The organism is Betaproteobacteria bacterium (assembly GCA_016720065.1).
Taxonomy (GTDB): domain Bacteria; phylum Pseudomonadota; class Gammaproteobacteria; order Burkholderiales; family Rhodocyclaceae; genus SSSZ01.
The window spans coordinates 494,162-515,418 of sequence record JADJXY010000001.1; the positions used below are offsets into that span (position 1 = coordinate 494,162).

Annotated in this window: 19 protein-coding genes; 5 read left to right on the forward strand and 14 right to left on the reverse strand. The window is 67.3% G+C overall.

All coding sequences use genetic code 11. From position 1 onward, the window contains the following. The first annotated feature begins 98 nt into the window (after nucleotides 1-98). Genes hrpA through IPM73_02395 form a run of 3 tightly spaced genes read left to right on the forward strand, consistent with a single transcriptional unit; the run spans nucleotide 99 to nucleotide 5,516 of the window. Nucleotides 99-4,022: an ATP-dependent RNA helicase HrpA gene (gene hrpA / locus IPM73_02385; GenBank protein ID MBK8916933.1), complete on the forward strand. Its 3,924-nt coding sequence runs from the start codon at nucleotides 99-101 to the stop codon at nucleotides 4,020-4,022. Beyond that, complete coding sequence (locus IPM73_02390; protein ID MBK8916934.1) at nucleotides 4,015-4,749, forward strand: EI24 domain-containing protein; 735 nt, start codon at nucleotides 4,015-4,017, stop codon at nucleotides 4,747-4,749. The genes hrpA and IPM73_02390 overlap by 8 nt, the downstream gene beginning before the upstream one ends. Continuing rightward, a complete protein-coding gene (locus IPM73_02395) occupies nucleotides 4,746-5,516 on the forward strand; it encodes a competence/damage-inducible protein A (protein MBK8916935.1) in 771 nt (256 codons plus the stop codon). The genes IPM73_02390 and IPM73_02395 overlap by 4 nt, the downstream gene beginning before the upstream one ends. A gap of 51 nt (nucleotides 5,517-5,567) precedes the next feature. Here the strand turns inward: IPM73_02395 and IPM73_02400 are convergent, their stop codons facing one another. From IPM73_02400 to IPM73_02425, 6 genes are all read right to left on the reverse strand, one after another. Continuing rightward, the gene (locus tag IPM73_02400) at nucleotides 5,568-6,125 is read right to left on the reverse strand and encodes a phasin family protein (protein MBK8916936.1); all 558 of its coding nucleotides are present in this window, start codon (nucleotides 6,123-6,125) and stop codon (nucleotides 5,568-5,570) included. Between the two features lie 101 nt (nucleotides 6,126-6,226). Beyond that, the gene (locus IPM73_02405) at nucleotides 6,227-6,775 is read right to left on the reverse strand and encodes a phasin family protein (GenBank protein MBK8916937.1); all 549 of its coding nucleotides are present in this window, start codon (nucleotides 6,773-6,775) and stop codon (nucleotides 6,227-6,229) included. Nucleotides 6,776-7,027: 252 nt separating this feature from the next. Next, on the reverse strand, nucleotides 7,028-7,639 hold the full coding sequence (lptA, locus tag IPM73_02410) for a lipopolysaccharide transport periplasmic protein LptA (protein MBK8916938.1): 612 nt from the start codon (nucleotides 7,637-7,639) through the stop codon (nucleotides 7,028-7,030). Then, nucleotides 7,636-8,217 (reverse strand): LPS export ABC transporter periplasmic protein LptC, encoded by a 582-nt coding sequence (lptC, locus tag IPM73_02415; protein MBK8916939.1) that lies wholly within the window; start codon nucleotides 8,215-8,217, stop codon nucleotides 7,636-7,638. The genes lptA and lptC overlap by 4 nt, the downstream gene beginning before the upstream one ends. Next, nucleotides 8,214-8,741, reverse strand: coding sequence for an HAD hydrolase family protein (locus IPM73_02420; GenBank protein MBK8916940.1), 528 nt, complete (start codon nucleotides 8,739-8,741; stop codon nucleotides 8,214-8,216). Before IPM73_02420 ends, lptC begins: the two co-directional genes overlap by 4 nt. Continuing rightward, nucleotides 8,741-9,739 (reverse strand): KpsF/GutQ family sugar-phosphate isomerase, encoded by a 999-nt coding sequence (locus IPM73_02425; GenBank protein MBK8916941.1) that lies wholly within the window; start codon nucleotides 9,737-9,739, stop codon nucleotides 8,741-8,743. The genes IPM73_02420 and IPM73_02425 overlap by 1 nt, the downstream gene beginning before the upstream one ends. Before the next feature lie 52 nt (nucleotides 9,740-9,791). Between IPM73_02425 and IPM73_02430 the strand changes: the two genes are divergently transcribed. Then, a complete protein-coding gene (locus IPM73_02430; protein ID MBK8916942.1) occupies nucleotides 9,792-11,747 on the forward strand; it encodes a cation:proton antiporter in 1,956 nt (651 codons plus the stop codon). Nucleotides 11,748-11,867: 120 nt separating this feature from the next. On the opposite strand, the gene IPM73_02435 is transcribed toward IPM73_02430, so the two are convergent. After that, entirely contained in the window at nucleotides 11,868-12,557 is a 690-nt protein-coding gene (locus tag IPM73_02435) for a prepilin-type N-terminal cleavage/methylation domain-containing protein (GenBank protein MBK8916943.1), read from the reverse strand. A 132-nt stretch (nucleotides 12,558-12,689) separates the two neighbouring features. Between IPM73_02435 and IPM73_02440 the strand changes: the two genes are divergently transcribed. After that, on the forward strand, nucleotides 12,690-14,393 hold the full coding sequence (locus IPM73_02440) for a sensor histidine kinase (protein ID MBK8916944.1): 1,704 nt from the start codon (nucleotides 12,690-12,692) through the stop codon (nucleotides 14,391-14,393). A gap of 42 nt (nucleotides 14,394-14,435) precedes the next feature. Here IPM73_02440 and IPM73_02445 read toward each other — a convergent pair whose 3' ends face one another. The 7 genes from IPM73_02445 to IPM73_02475 form a co-directional block, all read right to left on the reverse strand. Then, a complete protein-coding gene (locus tag IPM73_02445; protein ID MBK8916945.1) occupies nucleotides 14,436-15,803 on the reverse strand; it encodes an adenylate/guanylate cyclase domain-containing protein in 1,368 nt (455 codons plus the stop codon). 148 nt (nucleotides 15,804-15,951) lie between these two features. Next, the gene (locus IPM73_02450; GenBank protein ID MBK8916946.1) at nucleotides 15,952-16,638 is read right to left on the reverse strand and encodes a type II secretion system protein; all 687 of its coding nucleotides are present in this window, start codon (nucleotides 16,636-16,638) and stop codon (nucleotides 15,952-15,954) included. Then, nucleotides 16,635-17,609 (reverse strand): hypothetical protein, encoded by a 975-nt coding sequence (locus IPM73_02455; GenBank protein ID MBK8916947.1) that lies wholly within the window; start codon nucleotides 17,607-17,609, stop codon nucleotides 16,635-16,637. Before IPM73_02455 ends, IPM73_02450 begins: the two co-directional genes overlap by 4 nt. Continuing rightward, nucleotides 17,566-17,946, reverse strand: coding sequence for a hypothetical protein (locus IPM73_02460; GenBank protein MBK8916948.1), 381 nt, complete (start codon nucleotides 17,944-17,946; stop codon nucleotides 17,566-17,568). The genes IPM73_02455 and IPM73_02460 overlap by 44 nt, the downstream gene beginning before the upstream one ends. Continuing rightward, nucleotides 17,943-18,545, reverse strand: a complete 603-nt coding sequence (locus IPM73_02465; GenBank protein MBK8916949.1) for a hypothetical protein — start codon at nucleotides 18,543-18,545, stop codon at nucleotides 17,943-17,945. The genes IPM73_02460 and IPM73_02465 overlap by 4 nt, the downstream gene beginning before the upstream one ends. Continuing rightward, complete coding sequence (locus IPM73_02470; GenBank protein MBK8916950.1) at nucleotides 18,542-20,059, reverse strand: hypothetical protein; 1,518 nt, start codon at nucleotides 20,057-20,059, stop codon at nucleotides 18,542-18,544. Before IPM73_02470 ends, IPM73_02465 begins: the two co-directional genes overlap by 4 nt. Continuing rightward, nucleotides 20,056-21,255 (reverse strand): type II secretion system F family protein, encoded by a 1,200-nt coding sequence (locus IPM73_02475; GenBank protein ID MBK8916951.1) that lies wholly within the window; start codon nucleotides 21,253-21,255, stop codon nucleotides 20,056-20,058. Before IPM73_02475 ends, IPM73_02470 begins: the two co-directional genes overlap by 4 nt. Nucleotides 21,256-21,257 lie beyond the last annotated feature (2 nt).

Genomic DNA, 21,257 nt, shown 5'->3' on the forward strand with positions numbered 1-21,257 from the left:
ACTGCAAAAATAATCCTGGTCCTTCGCTTGGGGAAGGGGAAAATCCCGCTTTTCCAGCAAATTCCCCACGGAAGCCGGTTTATTTCTGATTCTTGGACATGCAGCCCCGTCAAGCTCACACCGGGCAGGCCGGTATTTCTCTACCCCTTCATGATTGTCTTGCCGCGGACGCCCGGCGCCTGCGGGCCCTGGCCCGCGACATGGGCCAGCCCGGCCCGCGGCGGGAGAAGGCCCGGGCCGATTTCGCCGAACTGCTGGAGAAGTCGAAGGCCGCCGTCACCGCCCGCCGGGCGCGGTTGCCCAGGCCGCAATTCCAGGCCGACCTGCCGGTCAACGAACGCCGCGCCGAGATCGCCGCCCTGATCGACAAGCACCAGGTGCTCATCGTCTGCGGCGAGACCGGTTCCGGCAAGACCACGCAGCTGCCCAAAATCTGCCTGGAGCTGGGGCGCGGCGCCCGGGGCCTTATCGGCCACACCCAGCCGCGGCGCCTGGCGGCCCGTTCGGTGGCCACCCGCCTGGCCCAGGAGCTGCAGACCCAGGTCGGCGCCGGGGTGGGGGTGAAGATCCGCTTCCACGACCGGACGACGCCGGATTCCTGGGTCAAGCTCATGACCGACGGCATCCTGCTGGCCGAATCACAAGGCGATCCCTGGCTCTCCGCCTACGACACGCTCATCATCGACGAGGCCCACGAGCGCAGCCTCAACATCGACTTCCTCCTCGGCTACCTGAAGCAGCTGCTGCCCCGGCGGCCGGATTTGAAGCTCATCATCACTTCGGCCACCATCGACGCCGAACGCTTCTCGCGGCATTTTTCCGGGGCGCCGGTGATCGAGGTTTCCGGCCGCCTCTACCCGGTGGAAGTGCGCTACCGGCCGGTGGAAGACCTGGAGAAGCAGGACGACGAGCGCGACCTCTACGATGCCATCGTCGATGCCGTGGACGAGCTGGCCCGTCTGGGTTCTGGCGACACCCTGGTCTTTCTGCCCGGCGAGCGGGAAATCCGCGAGGCTGCCGAAGCCCTGCGCAAGCGCCACCCCGCCCATGCGGAAATCCTGCCGCTCTTCTCCCGTCTCTCGGCCCAGGAGCAGGACCGCATCTTCAAGCCCGGCGGCGGCCGGCGCATCGTCCTGGCCACCAACGTCGCCGAAACCTCGCTCACCGTGCCGGGCATCCGCTACGTGGTCGATACCGGCCTGGCTCGCGTGAAGCGCTATTCCTACCGCAACAAGGTCGAGCAGTTGCAGGTGGAGAAGATCTCCCAGGCGGCGGCCCGGCAGCGGGCGGGGCGCTGCGGCCGGGTGGCGGCGGGGGTCTGCATCCGCCTCTACGACGAGGCCGACTTCAACGCCCGACCGCCCTTCTCCGACCCGGAAATCCTGAGGTCCAGTCTGGCTGGTGTCATCCTGCGCATGAAGTCCTTGAAACTCACCGACGTGGAGAGCTTCCCCTTCATCGAGCCGCCGCCCCCCAAGGCCATCGCCGACGGCTACGCCCTGCTGCAGGAGCTGGGGGCTCTGGACGAGGCCAATGCCCTCACGGCAGTCGGGCAAGCCCTGGCCAAGCTGCCCCTGGACCCGCGCATCGGCCGCATGCTGGTGGCCGCCCGGGACCTCGGCTGCCTCAAGGAAGTGCTGGTCATCGCCGCCGGCCTGTCGGTGCAGGATCCCCGGGAACGGCCCCAGGAGCGCCAGCAGGCCGCCGACGAGAAGCACAGGCAATTCGCCGACGAGAAATCGGAATTCCTCGCCTGGTGGAAGCTCTGGCAGTGGTTCCAGCAGGCCGTCGAGCACAAGAAATCCAACAAGCAACTGGTGGACAACTGCCACGCCCACTTCCTCTCCTACCTGCGCCTGCGGGAGTGGCGGGAGGTGCACACCCAACTCCACGCCATGGTCACCGAGCTGGGCTGGAAGGAGAACCAGCTGCCCGGTACCTACGAGGGCATCCACCACGCCCTGCTCACCGGATTGCTGGGCAACATCGGCTGCAAATCCGACGAATCCGGCTACTACCTGGGGGCGCGGGGCATCCGCTACCTCATCCATCCCTCGTCGCCCCTCGGCAAGAAGGCCGGCAAGTGGATCATGGCCTCCGAGATCACCGAGACCACCAAGCTCTTCGGCCGCTGTGTCGCGCGCATCGAACCGGACTGGCTGGAAAAAGTGGGCGCTCACCTGATCAAGCGCAGCTTCTTCGATCCCCACTGGGAAAAGAAGTCCATGCAGGTCTCCGGCTGGGAGCGCACCACGCTGTACGGCGTGGTCATCAACCCCAAGCGGCGTATCCACTACGGCCCCCTGGCCCCGGCCGAGGCCCGGGAAATCTTCATCCGCCAGGGCCTGGTGGGGGAGGAGATCGACGACGCCTACGGCCGCCGCTGGCCTTTCTTCCAGCACAACCAGAAGCTCATCCGCGAGATCGAGCACCTGGAGCACAAGCAGCGCCGCCAGGACGTGCTGGTGGACGACGAGCTCATCTTCGCCTTCTACGACCATCTGATCCCCGAAGGCATCCACAACGGCGCCACCTTCGACCACTGGCGCAAGGAAGCCGAGCGGGAGAGCGCCAAGCTCCTCTTCCTGGCGAAGGACGACCTCATGCGCCACTCTGCTGCCGGGGTGACGACGGAGGCCTTCCCCCATCACCTCAAGGTCGGCGGGGCGGAGTACGCGCTCACCTACCACTTCGAACCCGGCTCGCCCCGGGACGGCGTGACCCTCACCCTGCCGCTGGCCCAGCTCAACCAGATTCCGGCGGCGCGCATGGAATGGCTGGTGCCGGGGCTGCTCAAGGAAAAACTGGTACAGCTGATCAAGACCCTGCCCCAGAAGATTCGGGCGAAGTTGGTGCCGGTACCGGAATTCGTCGAGGAATTCATCGCCGCCGTGGGAGGCGACGAAAAGAAGATGGGCCAGGGCCTGATCGGGCCGCTGATCGACACCATTCTGGACACCCGGGGGCTGAACGCCCGGGGCTGGGTGGTGACACCCGACGCCTTCCGCCCTGACGCCCTGCCCGAGCACTTCTCGATGAATTACAGGCTGGTCGACGAGCATGGCCGCCAGCTCGACATGGGGCGCAGCCTGGTGCACTTGCGGGCCGAGTGGGGGCGGGAGGCCAAGCAGGAGTTTGCCGAGCTCCACGAGACGCCCTCCCAGTACGCCAATCTCACCGACTGGACCTTCGGCGAGCTGCCGGAACTGATGGAAGTGCCGGTGGCTGGCCAGAAGGTGCTGGGCTACCCGGCGCTTGTGGACGAGGGCGAGACGGTGAGCCTAAAGGTCTTCGACAGCCAGGAGGAGGCGGAAAAAATCCATCGCGCCGGCCTCTCCCGCCTCTTCATGCTCCAGTTCAAGGAGCAGGTGAAGTACCTCGACAAGAACGTCCCTGGCCTCACCCAGATGGCCATGCAGTACATGGCCCTGGGCAGCGCCGAGGACTTGAAGCGCCAGATCGTGGAGCTCACCTTTGCCCGGGCCTGCCTCACCGAGCCGCTCCCCACCGAGGCCGCCGCGTTCAAGGCCCGCTGCACGGAGGCTAAGGCCCGCCTGGGTCTCATCATGCAGGAGATCGCCCGTCTGGTGGGCACGGTGCTCACAGAGTGGCAGGCGGTGAGCAAGAAACTGCCGGCCTTCAAGGCCCACGGGGCGGCGCTGGCCGACATCGAAGCCCAGGTGAAGCGCCTGCTGGGCAAGAATTTCGTCATCGACACGCCCTTCGAGCGCCTGCAGCATTACCCCCGCTACCTCAAGGCCATCCAGGTCCGCCTCGACAAACTGAAAGGCAACCCCGCCCGGGATGCCCAACTGATGGCCGAGTACGGGCCCCTATGGACCCACTACGAGCGGCGGGCCCTGCAACTCGCCAAACAGGGCGCCGCCGACCCGCAGATCGAACAGTTCCGCTGGCTGCTGGAGGAACTGCGGGTCAGCCTCTACGCCCAGGAACTGCGCACGCCGGTGCCGGTCTCGGTGAAACGACTCCAGAAACAATGGGAAGGAATTCAGTATGGATAGTCTGGTCCTGGCCTTCATGCGCACCCTGGCCAGCCTGCGCGACCGCAAGGTCTGGGGCTACGTCCTGGCGCCGGCCGCCTTTTCCCTCTTGCTGTGGATCGGCCTCGCCGTCTGGGGCCTGGGCGTGTTCGTCGACTGGCTCCTCGGTCACCCCCCCATGTCCCTCCTCACCGCCTGGGGCGTCGCCTGGCTGGCCCATATCCTCGCCTACCTGGGCGGCTGGATGGCCATCTTCGCCTGCGCCTACCTGACCACCTCGTTGCTGGCGGCGGTGGTCATCCTGCCCCTGCTCCTGAAGCACCTGGCCACCACCGAGTATCGCGATGTGGCGGCCATGGGGCGGGACAGCTTCGTGGCGGCGACGGTCAATAGCGTCCTCGCTTCCGTCCTCTTCGTCCTCGGCTGGCTGCTGACCCTGCCCCTGTGGCTCGTCCCCGGCCTGTCCCTCATCCTGCCCCTGCTGCTCATGGCCTGGTTCAACCGCCGCACCTTTGCCTACGACGCGCTTTCCCTGCACGCCAGCGCCGAGGAGTGGCAGGCCCTGCGGCGGGAGCACAAGCGGCCTCTCTTCATGCTCGGCCTGACCCTGGCGCTGCTGGCCCATGTGCCCATCGTCGGCCTCCTGGTGCCGGCCCTGGCGGCGCTGTCCTTCGTCCATTTCGGGCTGGAAGCCCTGCGCCGTTCCCGGGGCGGCGCCGTCGTCACGATCGAGGGAGAACGGGTATGAGCCAGGCACGCACATTCGGCGCCGTCATCATCGGCGACGAGATCCTCTCGGGCAAACGCCAGGACAAGCATTTCGAGCGTATCGCGGCCATGTTGGGGCAACGCGGGCTGCGCCTCTCCTGGGCGGAATACCTGGGGGACGACCGGCAGCGCCTCAGCGAGACTTTCCAGCGCACGATGGCCGCCGGCGACGTGGTCTTTTCCTGCGGCGGTATCGGCAATACGCCGGACGACCACACCCGCCAGGCGGCGGCTGCCGCCCTGGGCGTAGCGCTGGAAATCCACCCGGAGGGCGTGGAGGAGGCCAGGGCCCGCTTCGGCGACGACATGACCCCCCAGCGCCTGCAACTGGTCACCTTCCCGGCCGGCGCCAGGATCATTCCCAACCCCTTCAACCGCATCCCCGGTTTCATGGCCCGGGAACACTACTTCGTTCCAGGTTTTCCGCAGATGGCGCACCCGATGATCGAGTGGGTGCTGGAAACCTTCTATCGGGGTTGCTTCCGGCCGGTAGCCGCCACGGTGGACAAGGCCTTCCTCCTCACCGGGTCGACGGCCTACGAAAGCGCGCTCCTCGACCTCATGGAGCGCATCGTCGCCGCCTACCCGACCCTGCGCCTCTTCTCCCTGCCTTCCATCCAGGGCACCGAGCGCCGCCATCTGGAACTGGGGGTGGAGGGCGATCCGGCCTTGGTCGATCAGGCGATGGAGGAAATCCGCCTCGAAGTCGAGCGGCGCGGCATCACCTGGCGCTGGCGGGACGGGTAAACGACAAAAACCCGGCCGCGGCCGGGTTTTTGCAGTGCTGCTGCAGGGGGCTTACTTGCCCTTCTTGGCCGCGGCGGCGGTGGCGCTGGTCTTGGTGGCCTTGGTGGCGACCTGGACGTTGGCTTCGGCGATGTCGGAAAGCTGCTTGGCCATGGAAGTCATGTTGTCGAAGGCCTTGGTGGAGGCGTTGAGCATGGACTTCATGGCAGCGGCGAAGACGTCACCGCCCACGGGGGCGCTGGCGGAGGCCTTCTCGACGGCGCTGGAGGCGTTCTTGCTGAAGTTGCTGTACTGGGACTCGAGGACAGAGGTGATTTCCTTTTGCATGGACGACACCAGGTCGTAGATGCTGCGGGAGTAGTCGGTCCACTTGTCGACATTGGGCTGGGCGAGCTGGCTGTTCAGCTTGGCCATTTCCTTGGTGTCCTTGGCCTTCAGCAGTTGCTGGGTGTTGGACACGGCAGAGTTGAAGAATTCGCGGGAGGCCGCCATGTTGAGGGCGGTCAGTTGCTCCACGCCGCTGAAAGCGGTGCGCAGCAGGGCCATCATGACTTCGGCGTTGGCCTTCTGGGCGGCGGCGAGTTGTTCGAGATTCGGGGTAGTGCTCATGGGTGGTTCCTCCGGAAAAGAGTGGTTATGGGTGCGCTGTTTTCCTTGCTGGGGAGGAAAAACCCCCGCTCGAGGCGGGGGTTTCTTATTTTTGCTTTGACTTACTTCTTGCCCTTGGTCGTGGTGGTCACGGCCTTGACGGTAGCGTTGGTCGCGGCGGCCACGTTGGCTTCGGCGAGTTCGGCGACCTGCTTGGCAGCCTTGTTCATGTTGTCGAAGGCGGAGTTGGCGGCGGCGATGGCGCTCTTCACGGCAGCGACGGCGACGTCGGAACCGGCGGGGGCGGATTTGGCAGCCTTGTCCAGCAGGGCGGAAACGGTCTTCTGGAATTCGCCGAACTGGGCTTCGACCATCTTGGACAGCTCTTCCTGGGTCTGGGCGGAGATTTCATACACGGAACGGGAGTAGGCGACGGCCTTTTCGACGTTCGGCTGGGCCAGGGAGGCCTGGATGGCCAGGGCTTCCTGCACGTCCTTGGCACCCATGAGGGCCTTGGCGCCGGACACGCCGTCTTCCAGGACGGAGCGGGCGGTGTTCAGGTTCAGGGCGGCGATGCGCTCGGCGGAAGCCAGGGCGGTGTTGGCCAGGGAGAGCAGGGAATCGACGGTGGACTTGTTGGCGGTAGCGAATTGCTCGGGGGTGGTGAACATGGCGTTACTCCTGAAGGGTTGAAATACAGAAACTTCTAAAGCCTGGCAGGGCGTTCATCTGGGCTGTACTGCGGGCCTGTACGGCGCGATGTTGCACTGCATCATGGACTCCATTATAGGCCGGAGTTGACCGGAGTCAAGCCCTTTTTTGTGCGCTGCACAAAAAATCTGCATTTCCTGTACTGGAGCGGGTTTCAGCCATATTGAAAGGGGTCGGCGGTGCCCCGGTTGGTGCGTCGCCGAAGGCGAGCGTCAATGCTGGGGAGGGGCTTCGAGGACCCCCGCGCCCTTCAGTTCCAGGTGGTCGGCGCGCCGCGTCGTGACCTCCTCCGGCGGGGGAGTCTTGGCCTTGGGGGTGATGACCGCCCGCACCCGGGGCGGCGGGCCCTTGGGGTCGCGGGTCTCACCGGCGGTGACCAGGTACTTTTCGTTGATCGAGTCGTACCAGATGTAGTCGCCCCTGATCTGGTCCTCGCCGCTCTTGATCCAGGCGCGGTGGAAGAGTTCGGCGACTTCGCTGCGGGTGTCGTATTCGATGCGCTCGGCCTCGCCCTCGACGTACTCGTCCTTGCCTTCGCGCTTCTGGCGGAAGCGGGCCAGGCCACCCTTGCCGCCGAAGGCTGTCCCGCGCTGAAAGCCGTAGGCGTCCTCCTTGACGATGATCTTGTCGCACTGGATCTGCAAGGTGCCCTTGCTGAGCACGACGTCGCCTTCCAGGATCTGGACCTTGTTGCCGTCGTCTACGGTGATGCGCTGCGCTTCGAGCTGCATGGGCTTGTCACGATCGGCCTTTTCGGCCAGCGCCGGCAGGCTGACGCAGGCGGCGAGCAGAGCCGCGAGGAGGGCAGGGCCACGAAAGGTCATCGGGGGGCTTTCGAGGGGTAGAGCAGGCCCGTCACCTGGGATTTGAGGACCAGGACCGAGGTGTTGTTGTCGAGGGAGAGTCCTACGCCCCGGGTCCAGGATTGTCCCCGGGTGATCTCCACCGGGCCGTCGGTGAAGGCGGTGCCGGCGTCGGGCTGCACGGTGAGGTCGGGCATGCGGGCGACCATTTCGGGGCGGTCGCCACTGGCCGCCCGGGTCGCCACCACGTCGCCCCAGAAGAAGACCGTCTCGCCTTCCGCGGCGACCACGGCGCGTTCGGCGGCGAGGGTCATGTCGGGGGCGTCGGGGCGGGTCTGGACGAGGAGGGGGTTTTCGATGAGCGAGCTGTCATCGTCGCCGTAGTGGAGCATGCGTGGGGCGATGAGCCGGTAGCGCAGACGGCCCTCGGGATCGAAACGGCGCACGGTGAAGTTTTCGGCCACCGTATCCGGATCGTGGCGGGTCTTGTCGGGGGGGGGCGCGACCGGCTGGTCGAGGACCTGCTGCAGCCAGTAGCTGAGGGCGGCCAGCAGCGACAGGAGGACGATGGGGTAGACCTGCCCCGTCCAGCGCTTCATCGCTCGTCCAGGTAGGGGGAGAGGAGGGTTTCCAGGCGCCCCTGGGCCGCGAGCACGAACTCGGCAGCCTCGCGCACGGCGCCGTGGCCGCCCCGGGCATCGGTGACCGCATGGACTCTTTCACGCACCAGGGGGTGGGCGTTGGCCGGTGCGATGGCGAAACCGGCGATGCGCAACACCGGCAGGTCGATGATGTCGTCGCCCATGTAGCCGACGTCCGGCCACTGGAGGCCCAGGTCGGCGAGCAGGGCTGTGCAGACGGTGCGCTTGTCCTCGTTGCCCTGGAAGACATGGCGGATGCCCAGATCGGCTGCCCGGGCCGCGACCACGCCGGACTTGCGGCCGGTGATGATGGCCAGCTCGATGCCTGCCCTTTGCAGCAGCTTGAGGCCCAGGCCGTCCATGACATTGAAGGTCTTCTGCTCGCGGCCGTCGTCGCTGTAGGTGAGGCCACCGTCGGTCATCACGCCGTCGATGTCGAAGGCCATGAGGCGGACGCGGGCGGCGCGCTGGCGGGCGTCCATCAGATCACCCGCGCGGTGAACAGGTCGTGCATGTTGAGGGCGCCGAGAAGTCGTCTCTGGGCATCGGCAACCAGGAGGGCGTTGATGCGGTAGCGCTCCATCATTTCGACCGCCTCCACCGCCAGGCGCTCGGCGGCGATGCTGCGGGGGGCCGCGGACATCAGGCTGGCGATGGTGGCGGTCTGGAGGTCGGCGCCCTTTTCGAAGGCGCGTCGCAGGTCGCCGTCGGTGAAGATGCCCAGGATGTCGTCGTCAGGCCCGACGATGGCGATGAGGCCGAGACCGCCGCGGGACATGGCCAGAATGGCCTCGCGCAGGGCGGTGTCCGGTGCGACGGCGGGGACGGCCTCCCGTGGGCGCATGACATCCCGCACGTGGGTGAGCAGGCGGCGGCCCAGGGAGCCGCCCGGGTGGGAGCGGGCGAAATCGTCGGGACCGAAGCCCCGCGCATCGAGCAGGGCTACCGCCAGGGCGTCGCCCAGGGCCAGGGCCGCAGTGGTGCTGGCGGTGGGGGCGAGGTTGTGGGGGCAGGCTTCCTGGGCCACGGCGGCGTCGAGATGCACGTCCGCCTCCCGGGCGAGGGACGAGGCCGCGTTGCCGGTCATGGCCACCAGTTTGGCCCCCTGGCGCTTGACCAGGGGCACGATGCGCACCAGTTCTTCGGATTCGCCGGAATTGGAGAGGGCGAGCAGGACATCGTCCCGGGCGATCATGCCCAGGTCGCCGTGGCTCGCCTCGGCGGGGTGCACGAAATAGGCCGGGGTGCCGGTGCTGGCCATGGTCGCCGCGATCTTGCGCGCGATGTGTCCGGACTTGCCCATGCCGCTCACGATGAGGCGGCCCTTGCTATGCAGGATGAGATCCACCGCCGCCGCGAAGGAAGCATCCAGACGGTCCATCATGCCGCTCACCGCGGCGGCTTCGATGGCCAGCGTCTGGCGGGCCAGTTGCAGAGCCCGTTGCGGCGAGAAGTTGGGGGCGGTGGCGCTTGTTTCCATGCTTTTCATGCGATGATGGTGGCCGGAGTATACCCGAGTTCGCCAGCCGACCTTGAACGCCCTTGCCCTCGTCCTCGTCCTGCTCGGTGCCTCGGTGGGGGCGGTGGTGCTCTTCCGCCGCCTCAATCTCCCGCCCATCCTGGCCTATCTGGCGGTGGGCAGCCTCATCGGTCCCCACGCCCTCAATCTCTTGCAGGATGTGTCCCGGGCGCAGCATCTGGCCGAGTTCGGCGTCGTCTTCCTGATGTTCTCCATCGGCCTGGAGTTTTCCCTGCCCAAGCTCTTCGCCATGAAGCGCATCGTCTTCGGGCTGGGCCTGTTGCAGGTGGTGCTGACCCTGGGCCTGGTGGCCGCGATCGTGATGCTCCTGGGGTTTTCCTGGCATCTGGGTGTCGCCCTGGGGGGCATCCTGGCCATGTCGTCCACCGCCGTGCTGAGCAAGCTGCTGGCCGAACGGCTGGCCCTGGATTCGCCTCACGGCCGGGACATCATGGGTGTCCTGCTCTTCCAGGATCTGGCGGTAGTGCCCCTCCTGGTCCTCTTGCCCGCCCTCTCGCAGCCGCCGGAGATGCTGGCCATGCTCATGGGCAAGGCCCTGCTCAAGGCCGTGGCGGTCCTGGCGCTCATCCTCTATTTCGGCCAGCACCTGATGCGGCGCTGGTTCCACATCGTGGCCCGGGCCAAATCCTCCGAGGTGTTCATCCTCAATGTGCTGCTCATTACCCTGGGGCTGGCCCAGATCACCGAATTGGCCGGTCTTTCGCTGGCCCTGGGCGCCTTTGTCGCCGGCATGCTCATTTCGGAGACCGAGTACCGCATCCAGGTGGAGGAGGACATCAAACCCTTCCGTGACGTGCTCATGGGGCTCTTCTTCGTCACCATCGGGGTGCGCCTCAATATGGAAATCCTCGTGGATAACTGGGGGCTGGTGCTCCTGGTGGTCTGCGCCGTCCTCACGCTCAAGGCCCTGGTGGCGGGGCTCTTGGCCTGGCGCCTGGGCGCCAGCCAGGGTAACGCCATTCGGGTCGGGCTCTGGCTGGCGGCGGGCGGCGAGTTCGGCTTCGTGCTCCTGGGCGAAGTGGGGGGGATGCCCAAGATCGTCGAGCAGGTCGTCCTCACGGCCCTGGTGCTGTCCATGCTGGCGGCGCCCTTTATCGTCCAGTACAGCGAAAAGCTCGTCATGCGCTTCGTGGCCAGCGAATGGCTGTTGCGCTCCATGCAGCTCACCAGCATCGCGGCCCAGTCGATGACGACGGAAAAGCACGCCATCCTGTGCGGCTTCGGGCGCAATGGGCAGTATCTGGCCCGCTTCCTCACCCAGGAAGGGGTGAACTACGTCGCCCTCGATCTCGACCCGGACCGGGTGCGGGAAGCGTCGGCGGCGGGGGAGAACGTGGTGTTCGGCGACGCGACGCGGCGCGAGAGCCTCACCGCCGCGGGGCTGTTGCGAGCCAGCGTGGTCATCGTGTCGGTGGCCGACACCCCGGCGGCGGAGCGCATCCTGCACCACGTCCACGAGTTGCGTCCCGAGTTGCCGGTGGTGGTGCGGACCAGCGACGAAAGGGACATGGACCGGCTCAGTCGGGCCGGGGCGGCGGAAGTCGTTCCCGAAACGCTGGAGGCCAGCCTGATGCTCGCCTCCCACGCCCTGGTCCTGGTGGGGGTGCCCCTCAATCGTGTGCTCAAGCGGGTGCGCCTGGCGCGCTCCCAGCGCTACAAGTTGCTACGGGGCTTTTTCCACGGCCTCTCCGACCGGGACGAGGACGATTCGGGCCAGCCGCGGCTCCATTCGGTGTGGCTGGGCAAGGGCGCGGCAGCCATTGGCCGGCCCCTGGCCGACCTCGATCTGGCCGCCCTGGGCTGCGAAGTGAGCGCCATCCGCCGGCGCGGCATCCGCGCCGTGGAGCCCGACCTCGCCATGACCCTGGAGGAGGGCGATGTGGTGGTTCTGCTGGGGGTGCCGGAGGTGCTCGATGCCGCCGAGGAGCGGCTTTTGCGGGGGAGCTGAACCCGTCCCGGACCACTCCTGCGCCTTGTATTACCCCATCCCCACCCCGGCCCTCCCCTTGAAGGGGAGGGGGGCAGTGCCAGGCGGCGCGCGGTACTCTGCTGGCGCCCGGCCCGGGGTTCAGTAGCCGGCGCAGACGGTGTATTGCTGGCCGTCGACGATGGCGTTGGTGGCTACCGCCGGCGCGCCGCGGGCCGCGCCCACGGCGACGGCCTGCACCGATCCGCCGGCGGTGTTGCCGTCGTCCATGGTGGTGTCGATCTGGCGCACGTAACGGCCGAGGATGCCGCCGGAGCAGACGAAGAACGATCCCCGCATGCCGGCGATAAAGGGCGCCGCGGCGCCGGCATTGTTGATGCCGCTCTCGATACCGATGCGGCCGCCGTCGGCATTGACCGGGGCGTAGTTGGCGTCGGCGGTATTGACCGAACCCGTGGCCAGGTTGGCCAGGCGAACGTGCTGCCAGAAGACGTAGGTCTCGGAAGAGACCGCTGCGGCGTCCCAGTCGCCATCCAGGCGTCCGTTGTTCACCGCGCACAGTCCCGCGGCGGCAGGGGTGCACACCGTGGCGACGCCGGCCCCGAAGGCGGTGTCGAGCTGGCTCTGGTTCTGGTCCCCCGGGAAGGCGCGGAAGCGGTCCTGGTAGCCGTAGACCAGGGCGGAGACGGTGCGGAAGTCGCCCACCATGTTCTTGACCCGGGCGCTGTTGATGAGCTCCTGCCCCTTGAGGACGCCCCCCAGCAGGAGACCGATGATGACCAGGACGATGGCGATTTCGACCAGGGTGAAACCCGCTTGTTTGTTTTTCATGGCATGCTCTCAGGCAAGAAAGTGTGAAAAAACTAAAGCAAGACCCGTGCCTATTACTAAAGTAATATCCGGCGCTTCCTGGGGGTGGTTTTGGCAATCAAAGTGTCAAAAATCTGACACAACAGTCGAAAGATGAACGCTTTCCCTTTCAAACCCCCATCCGCCTGGATCGCCCGCCATCCCAATCTGCTCCTGGCGGCGCACCTCCTGGTGCTGCACATCACCGCCTTCGGGGGCTGGCAGGTGCCGGCGGTGCGCCTGCTCTGGCCGGTGGCCCTGGGCCTCGTGCTGCTCTGGCAGCCTTTCGTGGCCGGGGAAAAGCGTGTCGGCCCCGCCCAGGGGGCTGTCCTGCTGCTCATCGTCGCCACCACCACGGTCTTTCTCAATCCCTGGATTCTGCTCATCTGGTGCGGGGCCCTCGCCGCGGTCATCGGGGGCCGCGTCTTCTGGACCGGCAAGCGCCTGGAGCGGGTCGGATTCCTGTATGCCTTCGGTTATCTGCTGGGGCTGGTGATCCTCGGCATCGTCCCGGAGGCGGCGCCCGGCGCCCTTTCCCTGGAACCCCTCTCGCGGGAGGGGCTGCGCCTGCAATACCCCCTCCTGCTCCTGGTGTTGCCGCTCTTTCCCGCGCGCCCGGTGCGCTGGCGCGCCGGGGACGCCTTCGATTTTCTCTATGGCGTCCTGGTATTCCTGTTCCTGGCGGTCTTCGTCCTGGGCAGCATCGCCTACATGCTCATCGGGCAGGTGAATTACCTGGAGGCCGTCTTCCGCACCTCCCTTTCCCTGGCCGGGGCGCTCCTGGTCCTCGCCTGGCTGTGGAACCCACGGGCGGGATTTTCCGGCATCGGATCGGTGTTCTCGCGCTACGTCCTGTCCATCGGTCTGCCCCTGGAGCAGTGGCTGGTCTACATCAAGGAGGAGAGCGACCGCCAGGTGGACCCGGAGCACTTCCTGCAGGCCATCATGGCGCGCCTGCTGCAACTGCCCTGGGTGACCGGGGCGCGCTGGGCCGCCGAGGGTCTGGAGGGGAAGGCGGGAACCCAGTCAGTCGCCACCTATGAGTATTCCCGCGGCAGCACCTTGCGGCTGACCCTGTGTTTTCGTCAGCCGCCCTCGCCTGCGGTCTGCTGGCATGTCGACTGGCTGCTGCGTCTGGCGGCGGAGTTCTACCTGGTCAAGCGCCAGACCCGGGAATTGAACCGGGTGGCCTACCAGCAGGCGGTGTACGAAACGGGGGCCCGCGTCACCCACGACGTGAAGAACCTGCTCCAGTCGCTCCATACCCTGTGCTACGCGGCGACCCAGCCCGGGGAGCCGGCGGCGGTGGCCGACCTTCTCGGGCGTCAGCTTCCCCAGATCACCGAGCGCCTGAAGGCGACCCTGGAAAAGCTGCAACGTCCGCCCCGGGTGGCCGACGACCTCACCCAGGCCCGAGGCTGGTGGGAATCCCTGCAACAGCGTTACAGCGGGGCGGCGATCACCTGGGTCAATGGCTATTGGCACGAGGGCGCCATGGTGCCCAAGGGGCTTTTCGACAGCGTGGCGGAGAATCTGCTGCAGAATGCCCTGGCCAAGGGACGCCGCGAAGACGGTCTGGAGATCGTTGCCGAACTGGCGCCCGGCGCCCGGGGGTGGGCCCTGCGGGTCTGCGATACCGGCTCGCCGGTGGCCGAAGGGCTTGCGCACCGCCTGATGCGGGAACCAGTGCCCTCGGAGGACGGCCTGGGCATCGGCCTCTACCACGCTGCCCGGCAGGCGGAGGAACTCGATTACCGCCTGGCCCTGGAGGAAAACCGGCCCGGCCACGTGAGCTTCATCCTGGCCCCCCGGGGCTGAAGGGCTTGGCACCGCGACGATCGGGTGCGGTCGCTCCCCCGTCTACTCCCGCAGGGCGACGCCTTGCGGCAGGGGGTCGAGGCTGGCGGCTTCGCCAGCGGGCTGCGCCAACGGGTCCCCCTCCCGGGAGGCCGGGGCCTGGCGGGGGCCGATGAGGCGATGCACCACCGTATCCCCCTTGCCCTTGAGGTAAAGGGTCTGGGGATCGTGAAACTCGAAGCGCTCGCGCAGGCGCCGCCAGGTGAGTTCATCCACCTGGATCATGCCGGGGACGCCTTCACTGGTGATGCGGCTGGCCAGATTGACCGTGTCGCCCCACAGGTCGTAGATGAATTTCTTCTTGCCCACCACCCCGGCCACCACCGGCCCGGTGCCGATGCCGATGCGGATTTCCACGTGCATCTGATTGACCGCCGTATCGCGTTGCAGGAGATCGCGCATGGCGATGGCCAGTTCGGCGATGGCTTCGGTGTAGTTTTCCGGACCGTCGTTCAGCCCGCCGGCGACCATGTAGGCGTCGCCGATGGTCTTGATCTTCTCCATGCCGTACTGCTCGGCCAGTTCGTCGAAGGAAGAGAAGATGCGGTTCAGCATGCTGAACACCTGTTGTGGCGTGAGCCCTTCGGCAACCCGGGTGAAATTGACGATATCGGCGAACATGACCGTCACGTCGGCAAAGCCGTCGGCGATGGTCTGGCGTTCGTGCTTGAGCCGCTCCGCCACCGGGGCCGGCAGGATGTTGAGCAGCAGACGCTCCGAGCGCTCCTGCTCGTCCTTGAGCAGCAGGTGGGCGGATTCGAGTTCCGCCTGGGCGCGGGCCTTTTCCAGGGTCGAATAGCGCAGCAGGAGGTAGACGATGGTCGATATGGCCGCAAAATTGAGGGCAAAGAAGAAAACGCTGGTGCGGATGGACACCACCGGGGCGCTGGCGGGGACGAGGGGGTAGGCGTCGGCCAGCAGGTAGTCGAACAGGCCGGAGAGGGCGGTGAGGAAGAGGTAGGCCACGAACCAGGCCAGGGACTCCCGCGGGCCGAGGATGAGCACGGCGCCGATGGGGGCCAGCAGGCCCCACAGGCTGACGCCGCTGGCCGTGATGAAATTGCCGATGCTCCACTGCACCACGAAGGGCACGAAGAGGAAGAGCGCCAGTTGGGTGTGGCGGAAAAAATTGAAATTGCGCGTCTTGAAGTACAGCACCAGGTTGCCCACCAGCAGGAGCTGGAAAGCGACGGGCGGCGTGGCGGAGAACTGGGGGCCCAGTTGCCAGTAAAGGAAGAGCCAGAGAATGGCGCCCAGGCTGACCAGGCCGGTGGCGAAAATGAGCAGGGACTTGCTCAGGCGCGTGTTGGCATTGTCACCGGGATCGAAGCCGGCATCGCGCAGATTGAACAAGGATTGGTTTTCTTTCATGGGAACCCGGCGGCGGCAAAAACCGCAGGCGCAGTGTGGCAGTCGGGCCGGGAGCGGTCAATACGGCGGGATGGGCAGTGCACAGAGCGGCGCGGAGGACGGCGCCACGGGCGCCCGGCCCAGGTCCCTGGCATCGGTGTGGAGAGGCTCAGGGGAGGCGGCCGGCGGTGATCATGCGGTTGAACAGCACGTTGGGCGATAGCCAGACCACCTGATCGTCGAAGACCCCGGGCCCCGGCGCCTGGGGGGGGCGGAGGACGAAGCTGGTGTCGCCGTCGGTGTTTTCCAGTTCCTCGGCGGTGGCCGCCGCCGCGTTGGCGCCGCCGGACGCGTTGGTCGCTCCCAGGCCGTTGGGGCCGTGGGAGACCAGGACGGCAGGCAGGGTCGTGGCCAGGGTCGCGGTGCAGGCGGCGTCCTGGCATACGCGCAGTGTCGGGGCGGTCGCCAGGGTGAAGCCGATGTCGGAGCGGGAGAAACTGCCTTCGACCCGGTAACGGATGCGGTTGCTCCAGGCGTCCTGGGGGGCAACCCCCAGGGTGGACCAGGGCAGGAGGCCTTCGCTGGCGGTGCAGGCATTGGCGGCGCGATTTTCCAGGCCGTCACCGTTGGTGTCCGGGCAGGGCAGGTAGGGATGGCCGTCCAGGGCACTATGGGAGGCGGCGTAGCCCAGGAGCGCCTCCCGCGCTTCCAGGAGCAGATTCTGCGTCTCGCTGCGGGCGCGCTGCTCGCTCTGGACGCCTACGGCAATCATCAGGCCGCCGGTGAGCAGGGCGACGATGACCAGGACGATGGTCAGTTCGACCAGGGTGAAGCCCCGCATGCTGCGGGGCGTCATGGCAGCACCTTCAGCGTCTTGCCGCCCAGGGTGATGAGGGCCGAATGGGCGTCGGCCCGGGTATAGGCGGCGAGGGGGAACCAGGCGTTGGCCAGTAGCCAGCTCCCGGTGGTGGCATCGAAAGTCATGTCCTTGTACGGCAGGGCTCCGGACACCAGGCCGGGCTCCGCAATGCCGTCCGCGTTGCCGTCGGCCCAGGGGAATTCGCCGAAATCGTTGTGAAAGCGGCGCAGCCCCCCCAGAGTGGCTTCGCCCGCCAACTCGCCCAGCACCCGGGGGACCAGCCGGTCCATCAGTTCCGTACGGGTAATGGCGAGCACCCGGTCGTTGAAGGTCGCGGCCGGCCCCTGGCTCACGAAGGCGACGCCGCCGGCATTGCCGAGATCGAGGTAATCCGCCGCCGCGGGAGGCGTGGCGGCGGTAGGGAGCGTGCGGGCCTGGCCGGGCAGGGGGACGCCCGGTGCGATGAGCAGAGCGACCGCCGCGTTGGGCGTTCCGTCCAGACCGAGTTGCCCGACGGTATTGCTGTTGATGGGGGCGCTACGGAATCCGGGTGAAAGGACGTACCACAGGGGGGCGCCGGAAGCATCGAGCAGGACGCCTTGCTTCAGGGTCCGCCACGCAAGCCTTCCCGTCAGCGGGCCAGGGGTGGTGCAGGCGGCCCGGGCCTGGCCCTCGTTGGCGCTGCCCAGGACGGCGGTGTCTTCGGGGCAGGGCATGAGCCCGGGATGGCTGGCGTGGGAGATCGACCAGCCCAGCACGGCGTCCTTGGCGTCCCGCAGCGCGGTGGCGGTCACCGTTTCCCCTTGTCGACGGGCTTCGGCGCCGTTCCAGGCGCCAAGAAAAAGCGCCGCGCCGGCCATGACGACCGCGAGCAGGAGCAGCAGCAGCGCGACGCCCGCCTGTCGGCCCCTGCGGACCCGTGGCTCACGGCCGCCGCGGCGGGGGGCGGACGGAGAGGATTCCGCCATCGAGGACGTCCTTGGCATTGCGGTCATCGGGTCCGAGCAGGGTCTGGCCCGGTTTGATGGGGGGGAGCGGCTGGGGGGCGCTCTCTTCGGCCACGGGGGCGCCGTTGATCCAGGCGGTGTTGCGCCCGCTGCTGCGCAGCACTCGGCCGTTGAGGGTGGTGGGACCGGTCGTTGCCGGACCCGGGAGGTTCGGGTTGAGGCGCTGCCGGTCCAGTTGAGCCCGTTGTTCCGGGGTGTTGAACAGGCGGCCCAGGGGAGCGGGCTCGGCGGCCTCGGTCGGCGCGGCCAGGGCTGCGGCGAGGGTCATGGCCGGGATCAGGGCGCGGGGGGCGCTCATGGACGCTTTTCCTCCCCGGGGTTCCCTGCCTGGGCCGTGACCCAGTCCAGGTCGCAGGCAGCTTCCGGCGCCGGTGCAGAACCCAGCGGGGCGCCCCGCTTGAGGGTGCAGGCACGCACCACGACCAGGGCGCTCGCCTCGCGACGCAGGGTATCCAGGTAACGCAGCAGGTCTTCTTCATGGACCAGACGCAGGCGCAGTTTCATGGGGCTGGCGTAGAAGCGCACGGCCTCCGCTGCAGCCGGCGCAAGGGCGGCGCGGGGTCCGAACTCGTAGCTGATTTCCGGCAGTTTGTGGCGGCGCTGGGCATCGCGCAGGGTCTCGGTCCAGGCGAGGCGCTGCTCGCTGCCCAGGGTGCCGCGCTTCTGCATGGCCGCGAGGGTGAGGGACTTGTCGCGGATTTCGTTCTCCTCGATGCGCACCCGGCGCAGGCGGTTCTCCGCTTCCCGCGCCGCGGCTTCGGCCGCCTGGCGGGCGTTTCCGGCGTGCTGCCGCAGGGCGCGACTCTGGCTGGCCAAGAACAGACCGGCCAGAAGCAGGAGGGCGACGCCCGCCAGGTGCCAGCGGAGCTTCTTGAGATCGGCGCTGGTGAAGGTCATGGCGCGGGGCGGCTCACGAGGAGGGCGAAGCTGCGCGGCGGGGCGCTTTCTTCTTCCCGGGTGCCGCCCCTCAGGCTCTGGGACGGATCGACATCGAAGGGCTGCTGGCGGACGGTGACCTTGAGTTCAGGATCGAGTCGCAACTGCTCGACGAAGGCGGTGAAGACGGCCACGACCTGACGCGGCTCGCTTTCCCGACCGAGGGTGACGCTGCCCCTGATCAGTGCCGTCTCCCCGGCCGTACTCCCCGGGGCGGCCGGGGCGCTGCCCTTCTCGGCCTCCCCCAGGCGCCAATCGATAGCCTCGACCTCGATGGCCGGCGAGGCATCCAGGGCGCGCGCCAGGGCTCCGATCAGGGCACCGGGCCCGGCGGCCTGGCCTTCCAGCCCACGGTAGCGATCCACGGCGGCGCGCAGGGCATCGTTGTCGATCCCGAGCTGCGGGAAGGTGGCGGTGATCTGCGCATAGCGCTGCCGCTGCTCCAGGCTGCGGGCTTGAAGTTCGGCGACTTCCTCACGGTCGGCGTAGGTCTCGGCGAGCTGCTTGCCGGAAAAAAGCAGGGCCGCGATCAGGGCGACCGCGCCAGCGCCGATGAGGCCCTGCTTGATGCGATGGATGGCGTAGTCGTGGCGGGCCTCGTCGGGGGCGTACTGCTCGGCGGGGGTGCCCTTGCCGAGAAGATAGGCGAACAGGGGGCCGCAGCGGGCGCCGGCAGGTCGCCCGTGCAGGCCCAGCGCCCGGGATGCCTCATCGATGCCGATCAGGCGAGGGTGCAGCAGGGGAGAGGCCGTGGCAGCCGCTTCCAGGGCCGGCAGGGCGTCATCCGGCGCAATGACGAAGACCGGCAGGGCGTCGTTGCGCCCGAAGTGACGCTGGGCGGCCAGATACTGGTGCAGCTTCTGGCCTTCGGCGGCGATGGTGGAAGCCAGACCCTCGGGGCTGGCGTCGTAGAGCGGCGCCATGCGCGAGAAAACCGTCTTGCCATCCACCAGGTAGCTTTCGCGCAGGGCCTGATCGTGGACGGTGAGGAGCAGGCTGCGGGGGGGCGGGCGGCACAGCGTGCGCACCAGGGCATCTCCCAGTTGGGAAACCGTGTACAGACCCGCCAGGGGCACATGGGCGGCGGTGATGGCGCTCACCCAGGGGGTGAGCTGGGCCGGGGCGGTCAGGGCGGAGAGCAGCACTTTTTCGTTGCGCCGCCGCTCCTTCTCGTGGCCCAGGGAACGCACCGTGGTGAAGGGGGTTCCGTAGAAGGCCTGGGTGCATTTGCGCGCCAGCAGGGTGCGGCGGTCGCTTCCCCGCAGATAGGGGATGGTCTCCATCAGATGGCTCTCCTCGGCCAGATTGCAGAGCAGCATGCAGGGCTGGCTGCCCAGGGTTGCGAGGAAAGTGGCGAAGGCCGAGAGGCCCTCGGGCGTGGGCGGGAATTCCCCGGCGGCGGTGAGGCGGCCGGGATTCCAGGCGTAGACCGCCAGGCGCTGGGCGTTGAGGGTGAGGATGCAGCGGCCGCTCACGCCTTGATTCCGGTGATGACGTCGTAGATGGGGCCGATGACCGACAGCATGATCCAGCCCAGCAGCGCCCCGAGCAGCAGGGTGAGCAGGGGTTCGATCATGGCCTGGGCCCGTTCGACCGACTCGCGCACGTCGCGGTTGTAAAAGTAGCTCACGTTGGCCAGGGCCCGGTCCAGGCCCCCGGTGTTTTCCCCCACCCTCAACATGCGGATGACCAGGGGGGGGAAGAGGCCGACGTCGCGAAACGCCTGGGTGACGCTCTTGCCTTCGCGGATGAAACCCTCCGCCTGCACCAGGGCTTCGCGAACCGCCAGATTGCCCACCACGTCCTGGGTGCTGCGGATGGAATCGAGGACGGGGATGCCGGAGGCGTAGAGCATGGCAAAGGTGTTGGCGAAGCGGGACAGGATGATTTTCTTCAGGATGTCGCCGACCACGGGCAGGCGGAGCAGAAAGGCATCCCGTGCCCGGCGGGCCAGGGGATTGACCTGGAGGGTGATGCGGGCGGCGATGACGAGTAGTACGGGCAGGGCGACAAAGAGCGGCCAGAAGCGGGCCAGGACATCGGAGGCGAAAAAGAGAATTTCGGTCTGCAAGGGCAGGGACTGTCCCATGTTGCGCACGAAAAGCTTGAGCTGGGGCACCAGGTAGAGCATCAGAAAAGTGGTGGCGGTGAGGACGATGACGCCCACGAAGGCCGGGTAGAGCAACAGCTTGCGGGTGTGGGCTGCCAACTCGTCCTCCCACTTGATGGACTCGCACAGGCTGCCGAGGACCTGGGGCAGGTCGCCGGAGACTTCACCGGCCCGGATGAGGCTGACGAAAACCTGGCTGAAGACATCGGGGTGGGTCGCCAGGGCCTGGGAAAGGGTCTGGCCGCCTTCGATGCTTTCGATCACGCCGGCCACGACTTCGCGGAAGCGTGGGTGCTCGATGGAATCGCGCAGGTCGGCGAGACCCTCCAGGATGGGCACGCTGGAGGCGGTGAGTTGCTCCAGGTGAAAACAGAAGTGGATGATCTCCCGCCGCGGAACCCGGCTGCCGCCGAACAGGTTGCGATACTGCACCGGCTGGCCGGAGATGAGGTCGAGCTCCATGCGCCCGAGGCGCAGTTCCAGGTCGATCAGGTTGGAGGCGTCGAGGCGCCCCGTGACCCGCCTTCCCTCCGCGCTCACCGCCGTGTAGTCGAAAAGCATGG

Coding starts and splice junctions, on each gene's coding strand:
- IPM73_02455 (MBK8916947.1), bottom strand. CDS start 17,609: ATGGCGGAATCCTCTCCGTCCGCCCCCCGCCGCGGCGGCCGTGAGCCA.
- IPM73_02405 (MBK8916937.1), bottom strand. CDS start 6,775: ATGTTCACCACCCCCGAGCAATTCGCTACCGCCAACAAGTCCACCGTC.
- lptA (MBK8916938.1), bottom strand. CDS start 7,639: ATGACCTTTCGTGGCCCTGCCCTCCTCGCGGCTCTGCTCGCCGCCTGC.
- IPM73_02460 (MBK8916948.1), bottom strand. CDS start 17,946: ATGAGCGCCCCCCGCGCCCTGATCCCGGCCATGACCCTCGCCGCAGCC.
- IPM73_02395 (MBK8916935.1), top strand. CDS start 4,746: ATGAGCCAGGCACGCACATTCGGCGCCGTCATCATCGGCGACGAGATC.
- IPM73_02400 (MBK8916936.1), bottom strand. CDS start 6,125: ATGAGCACTACCCCGAATCTCGAACAACTCGCCGCCGCCCAGAAGGCC.
- IPM73_02475 (MBK8916951.1), bottom strand. CDS start 21,255: ATGCTTTTCGACTACACGGCGGTGAGCGCGGAGGGAAGGCGGGTCACG.
- IPM73_02425 (MBK8916941.1), bottom strand. CDS start 9,739: ATGGAAACAAGCGCCACCGCCCCCAACTTCTCGCCGCAACGGGCTCTG.
- IPM73_02435 (MBK8916943.1), bottom strand. CDS start 12,557: ATGAAAAACAAACAAGCGGGTTTCACCCTGGTCGAAATCGCCATCGTC.
- IPM73_02390 (MBK8916934.1), top strand. CDS start 4,015: ATGGATAGTCTGGTCCTGGCCTTCATGCGCACCCTGGCCAGCCTGCGC.
- hrpA (MBK8916933.1), top strand. CDS start 99: ATGCAGCCCCGTCAAGCTCACACCGGGCAGGCCGGTATTTCTCTACCC.
- IPM73_02450 (MBK8916946.1), bottom strand. CDS start 16,638: ATGACGCCCCGCAGCATGCGGGGCTTCACCCTGGTCGAACTGACCATC.
- IPM73_02420 (MBK8916940.1), bottom strand. CDS start 8,741: ATGGACGCCCGCCAGCGCGCCGCCCGCGTCCGCCTCATGGCCTTCGAC.
- lptC (MBK8916939.1), bottom strand. CDS start 8,217: ATGAAGCGCTGGACGGGGCAGGTCTACCCCATCGTCCTCCTGTCGCTG.
- IPM73_02440 (MBK8916944.1), top strand. CDS start 12,690: ATGAACGCTTTCCCTTTCAAACCCCCATCCGCCTGGATCGCCCGCCAT.
- IPM73_02465 (MBK8916949.1), bottom strand. CDS start 18,545: ATGACCTTCACCAGCGCCGATCTCAAGAAGCTCCGCTGGCACCTGGCG.
- IPM73_02445 (MBK8916945.1), bottom strand. CDS start 15,803: ATGAAAGAAAACCAATCCTTGTTCAATCTGCGCGATGCCGGCTTCGAT.